The 6,000-nt window shown below is 64.5% G+C and carries 5 protein-coding genes and 1 pseudogene; 4 read left to right on the forward strand and 2 right to left on the reverse strand.

The features are described 5' to 3' along the window. Positions 1-8 precede the first annotated feature (8 nt). On the reverse strand, positions 9-308 hold the full coding sequence (locus CSQ99_RS25540; RefSeq protein WP_218014615.1) for a 2-C-methyl-D-erythritol 4-phosphate cytidylyltransferase: 300 nt from the start codon (positions 306-308) through the stop codon (positions 9-11). A 132-nt stretch (positions 309-440) separates the two neighbouring features. Here CSQ99_RS25540 and CSQ99_RS25545 point away from each other — a divergent pair, with 132 nt between their 5' ends. Continuing rightward, entirely contained in the window at positions 441-1,847 is a 1,407-nt protein-coding gene (locus CSQ99_RS25545; RefSeq protein WP_099041797.1) for an IS1380 family transposase, read from the forward strand. A 145-nt stretch (positions 1,848-1,992) separates the two neighbouring features. On the opposite strand, the gene CSQ99_RS25550 is transcribed toward CSQ99_RS25545, so the two are convergent. Further along, positions 1,993-2,439, reverse strand: coding sequence for an IspD/TarI family cytidylyltransferase (locus tag CSQ99_RS25550; RefSeq protein ID WP_218014616.1), 447 nt, complete (start codon positions 2,437-2,439; stop codon positions 1,993-1,995). Between the two features lie 298 nt (positions 2,440-2,737). Between CSQ99_RS25550 and CSQ99_RS25555 the strand changes: the two genes are divergently transcribed. From CSQ99_RS25555 to CSQ99_RS25565, 3 genes and pseudogenes are all read left to right on the forward strand, one after another. Continuing rightward, on the forward strand, positions 2,738-3,694 hold the full coding sequence (locus CSQ99_RS25555) for a phytanoyl-CoA dioxygenase family protein (protein ID WP_099041798.1): 957 nt from the start codon (positions 2,738-2,740) through the stop codon (positions 3,692-3,694). Between the two features lie 388 nt (positions 3,695-4,082). Then, on the forward strand, positions 4,083-5,588 hold the full coding sequence (gene istA / locus CSQ99_RS25560) for an IS21 family transposase (RefSeq protein ID WP_099041809.1): 1,506 nt from the start codon (positions 4,083-4,085) through the stop codon (positions 5,586-5,588). Further along, positions 5,585-5,905 (forward strand): annotated as a pseudogene (locus CSQ99_RS25565) (ATP-binding protein); the annotation flags it as partial. The gene istA and the pseudogene CSQ99_RS25565, both read left to right, overlap by 4 nt. Positions 5,906-6,000 lie beyond the last annotated feature (95 nt).

Consider the following 6,000-nt stretch of genomic DNA (forward strand, 5'->3'; position numbering starts at 1 on the left):
GTCTGATCTCACGGCGGCGGCGAGAAAACCCACGGTGCCAGAACATTCGCCATGACCAGTTCTTCGGGCGTTGTGACATGAATGTTGGACGGTTCGCCGTCGACAACCACCACCCGCGCGCCCGCTTGTGCCACCATTTCAGAGTCCTCAACTGCTTCGGCGCCGTCCGCATGTACCTGTCGCAGCCAGTCCGCCCTAAAGGCATGCGGCATCTGAATCATCCGATGGGTTTCCCGTGGCAGAGATCGGACGGCTTCGACAACGACGCCACTGGCCTCGACCGCGGTAACTGCGACTTCCTTGACCACCTCGGCAAGTAGCCCGGATTTTTCGTGGAATGTTGTGTGCGTCGGGGTGTAGATAAGCGAAAGTGCCTGTCCTGCAGGGGATAATTGGACTTGTCTAGGGTTCAATCATTCCTACGGGAAGGCACTTCGCAGGTGAAGAATATCGCGGGCCCATCGCGGGTGAAAGTGTCTGCTGACGGCCAGGGTGTCGTGTCGCATGCCGGGATGGGCATGCTGCGCGAGCTCGCCGACCGCACGGGTCTATCAGGGCAGGTCACGGCCGCGTTGGCGGACACTTACCGGGGCCCGTGGGTGTACGCGCCTGGCGAGGTGTTCGCCGATCTGGCCGCCGCGGTCGCTGACGGCGCGGACTGCATCGACGGGGTCGGGCAGCTGTGCGCCGATCGTGAGCACGTCTTCGGTGTGAAGGCCTCGACGACCACGATGTGGCGGCTGGTCGATGAGCGCATCGACGCCGCGCACCTGCCGGCGATATGGGTGGCGCGAGCCAAAGCGCGGGCAGCGGCGTGGGAGGCCGGCGCGGGCCCGGCCCTGCACGGCTGGCTGTCCATCGATATCGATGCGACCCTGGTTCTCGATCACTCCGACAATAAGGCCGGCGCCGCGTCGACCTGGAAGAAGACGTTCGGCTACCACCCGCTGCTGGCGTTTGTGGACCGCCCCGAGATCTCCGGTGGGGAAGCGGTGGCTGGGATGCTGCGCAACGGCAACGCCGGCTCCAACACCGCTTCTGACCACATCATCGTGCTGGCTCGGGCACTGGCATCGCTTCCGGCTCGGTGGCGGCCTGACCCCGACAACCCCGCAGACCCGGACAAGCCGCGGGTGCTGATCCGCAGCGACACCGCCGGAGCCACCCACCGCTTCGCCCAGGCGTGCCGGGCTGCCGGGGTCGGATTCTCGTTCGGCTACCCCGTCGATGTGCGGGTCCAAGACGCGGTGGACACCCTCAACATCGGCGATGGCTGGTACCCGGCGATCGACACCGACGGCGGTATTCGTGACGGGGCCTGGGTCGCCGAGGCCACCGACCTGGTCAACCTGGACAACTGGCCCGCCGGGACCCGGCTGATCCTGCGTAAAGAACGTCCCCACCCCGGAGCACAGTTGCGGTTCACCGACGCCGACGGCATGCGGGTCACCGCATTCATCACCGACACCGAACCCGGTGCCGTGCCCGGCCAAGTCGCCGGTCTGGAACTACGGCACCGCCAGCATGCCCGCGTCGAAGACCGCATCCGTGAACTCAAAGCCACCGGGCTACGCAACCTGCCGTGCCACTCGTTCTGGGCCAACGCGGCCTGGCTGGAAATCGTTCTGGCCGCCGCTGACCTGGTCACCTGGGCCCGCCTGATCGGCTTCGGTGACCAACCCGCGCTGGCCCGCGCCGAGATCGCCACGTTCCGCTACCGAGTCCTGCATGTGGCCGCCCGCATCACCCGCGGCGCCCGCCAACTGCGGCTGCGCCTCGATGCCACCTGGCGATGGGCCACCCCCATCGCCACTGCCTGGCAACGCATCCGCTCGGCCTTCAGCTAGCCGCTGATCCCACGTCCCACCAACGATGAAAGACCAATGGCCCCAAGGAAAGCCCGCCCCACCCGGCGACACGGGACCAATCAACCACGCCACCACACCGAAACCACTACCCAGCAGCACAATTCACCATCAGACTGGGCCCGAATCAATTCCTACGAAAAATCCGGGGTAGTTGGCCAGGAATCGCAGCATCTGCCCCTTCGAGAACCGGCTCGACAACACGACGGTAGAGATCTGGAGTGGCGAGCGGATGCGCGGCGTCGGTGATCACGATGACCTCAGCCGTATCGGGAACTGCGGACAATCCGGCACGAACCGACTGAGCGCGAGTGGCGCCACCTGCAACCTTTAGGACGCCAATCGGGGCGTTCCAACGATCGAGGTCACCCCCCGGCAGAACCGCAACGATGCCGCCACAAACCGTGGCCGACGAACGGACGGGATGTTCCAACATCGGCATTCCGGCCAGCTCAGCGAACTGTTTGGGACCGCCGAAACGGGCCCCTGTGCCCGCCGCGAGCACGATCGCCCAGCACGCACCCGCGCCGGTGGATCCAGTGCGCGACACATCGTCCGTCTCGTAGTCCCTCACGACTCCCACCTGATTCGCAAGATCTCACCCTAGGTGACGTTCAGTGATGCATGGGGTGGGGCGTTCCTTATTCAGTATCAGCCAGGTCCCGGCCGGCTGGCGACTCGTGGCGAAGTCGCATATCGACGTGACGCCGGATAAAGTTTGGAAGTTGCTGTGAAGTGTCCTGCAAATGCTGTGATCGGACCCACGACCAAAGACTTCGGATTGTTGGCGGCTGGCATCTTGCGCGGACGGAGTACCACTCACGTAAGCTTCTGCCGACAATGACACGACGAAGTTTGGGACGGGGCAAGCCGTGGTCACTTCGAATGGTTCGGTAATCGACCAGGATGCGAGCAAGTTCGGCCTCTTGCGAGAGTCGAGCGAGCACGCCGGCGACGGGCCCGCTTTGCGGGAGCGGCTGAACGAGGACGGATATGCTTTTCTCCGCGACGTTCTCGACAAGGAGGTTCTGCTCGCAGTTCAGCAAGCCATCGCCGATGAGCTGCGGCGGCTAGACCTGATCGATCCCGACGGCGACCGATCCACAAGTCTGTTTCCTGCACGTCCCGACCTGTCGCTCTACAGAGTGATGGATCACATAAGCCAGGATGAACGCCGCGCGCTCACTCGCCAGCCAGCTCTGACGGCCATCTTCAAGGCCATCTTCGGTGAGGAGGCCAAGTGTCTCGATTACAACTGGCCGCGCGTCGCCGGCCCGGGTCGCAGCGAATTGCCCCACTGCGACTGGGTGTACATGCCGCGTGGTACATCGCGGATTTACACGGCATGGATGCCGCTGATGGATCTGCCCATGTCGCACGGACCGCTGATGATTCTCGAGAATTCACACCACGAGAATCCGCACACCGCAAGCTACCTGGAAATGGACGCCGACAAACTCGGCTACTTCGACGCCGCGCGTTTCAAGCACGGCTCGTTGGTGCACGGCGGGCGCTACAGTCGTCGACCCGACCGCGTCCGTGAAGAGTTCGGCACTCGCTGGCTCAGCACCGACTACCGACTCGGTGACGTGATCATCTTCAGCACCCGCGCCCTACACGCAACGCTGGACAACCGCAGCAAGGGTTTTCGGCTTTCGGTTGACGCGCGCTTCCAACCCGCCGGCGATGTCACGGATCCTCGCTTCGAGGGCCCCAATCCGATTGCGCACACCGGAGCCGACACCAACATCTTCGGCCACGCGAGGCAGCTTGCGGATGGGGTGCAACGATTCCTCGATAAGCGGCGTGGTGCTGCTCGGACGAGCTGAGCCCGTCGCCGGTATCGCTAGGTGTAGGCGCGCCATTGTTGTTCGCTCGTGCGGACAGCCATTGCGCTTCACGTGGGCTACATCGAGACGCCTATAGACGGCCGATTGCTACGGCATCTTCCTCGTTTCCTACCGTGGACGACACGGGCGGCGGTAGGAGGCTTCCTACTTGTGATCGCGCTCCTGCTCGGCGGTTTGCCGGTTTACGTGCGACCTCAGATCTGTCCGTGGCCATGTAAAAGTCCCCATTGGTGGCCAGGTGTAGGTCCCCGCTGATGGCCAGATAGAAGTCCCCACTCCCTTGCTTGTCGTGTCGATCCGGGGAGCCCGTGGCCTGGGCGGTGACGGTGATAGCGCCAACTGTCACTTCACCGCCCAGGGAGTTCCATTGAAGTCTGCAAGGGAGAAAATGAACATCGTCTCGACGTATCGGGAAATCGGAACGTATCGAGGTGCCGCCGATTTGTGCGGCACGACGCACAAGACGGTCAAGCGGGTAGTGGAGCGGGCCGAGGCTGGTGGCGAGCCGCCGGCGCGGGCGCCGCGTGCCCACAATTTCGACCAGGTCGTCGACTTGGTTGCTGAGCGGATCGAGAAGTCGGCGGGTCGGATCTCGGCCAAGCGGCTGTTGCCGATCGCCCGCGCGGACGGCTATGAGGGCTCAGCACGTAACTTTCGGCGGCTGGTGGCCGCACAGAAAGCGTTGTGGCGCAAGGATCATCACCGTGGCCGTCGTCCAGCGGTGTGGGCAGCGGGCGAGTATCTGGTCATCGATTGGGCCGAGGTCGCCCCGGGGCTGTTCGCGTTCTGCGCAGTGTTGGCGTTTTCACGATGGCGGTTCGTAAGATTCGCCGTCGATCAGAAAGCCACGACCACGATGGCGATGATCGCCGAGGCGCTGGCCGTGATTGGCGGGGTGCCGGCCAAAGTGCTCGCCGACCGGATGGGCTGTCTCAAAGGCGGGGTGGTCGCCAACGTGGTGGTGCCGACCGCCGACTATGTCCGGTTTGCCACCCACTACGGTTTCCGCCCGGACTGGTGTCACGGCAACGATCCACAGTCCAAAGGGATCGTGGAGCACCTCTGCGGCTATTCCCAGCGTGACCTGGTGGTGCCGCTGTTGACCGAGGCGCAGATCGCCAGGGTACCGGTGAGCCTGGCGGTGGCCAATGCGGCTGCAGCAGCGTGGTGTGTCGAGGTCAACGCCACGATGCACTCCGAGATCGCCGCGGTGCCCGACCAACGCCTGGCCGCCGAGCGGCAAGTGCTGGCACCGTTGCCGTCGCTGCGACCCGAGATCGGTGCGGCGTCGGTGACGCGCAAGGTCGACCGGCTGGCCTGCATCCGCTACGGCTCGGCGCGTTACTCGGTACCCACCCGACTGATCGGAACGATCGTCACGATCGTGATCGACCACGGCGCCCTGATCGTCGTCGAGCCGGCCACGGGAGCGATCGTGGCCGAGCACGAGCTGGTCGCCCCCGGCGAAACATCGATCCTCGATCAACACTATGACGGGCCACGTCCAGCGCCCAGTCGCGGACCGCGCCCGAAAACCACTGCAGAGAAACAATTCTGCGCTCTCGGCGAGGACGCCGAGGCATTCCTGGTCGGTGCCGCCGCGATCGGAAACACTCGCCTGGGCCAAGATTTGGAGATCCTGCTAGGGCTCGCCGCTGCTCACGGTGAGCAGGCGTTGGTGGCGGCCATGCGCCGCGCGGTGGCATTCAAACGGTTCCGCGCTGCGGACGTGCGCTCCATCCTGGCTGCCGGTACTGGCATCCCACAACCCCGTCCAGCCGGGGATGCGCTGGTGCTCGATCTGCCGGTCTCCTCGACCCGGCCCCTGGACGCCTACAAGATCGACAACACTCGTGACGGGAGCGGCGCATGAGCACAACTGGCGCCAAAACCGTTGCCCCCACCAGTGTTCCGCCCTTGGCGGCCGATCTCGATGCGGGGTTGCGGCGACTCAAGCTGGCCACCGTGCGTCGCAGTGCCCCCGAAGTCCTGTTGACCGCCAAAACGCAGCGCTGGACACCTGAAGAGGTGCTGCGCACCCTGGTCGAGGCCGAGATCGCGGCCCGCGACGCCTCCAACACCGCCAACCGGCTCAAGGCTGCGGGCTTCCCGGTTCTCAAGACTCTTGAGGGCTTCGACGTGACCTCCTCATCAATCCGGCTCTTCGATTTTGAGCGGGCAATCAGCATGATGTCTGGGTTGCGGCCCGCTGTTTGCGGGTGCAGTGGAAGCGTATCCGGCGGGCCGAGTTTTCTGTGTTTCTGAACCCGCACGCTGTGCGTTTG

Source organism: Mycobacterium neglectum (assembly GCF_002591975.1).
Lineage (GTDB): Bacteria > Actinomycetota > Actinomycetes > Mycobacteriales > Mycobacteriaceae > Mycobacterium > Mycobacterium neglectum.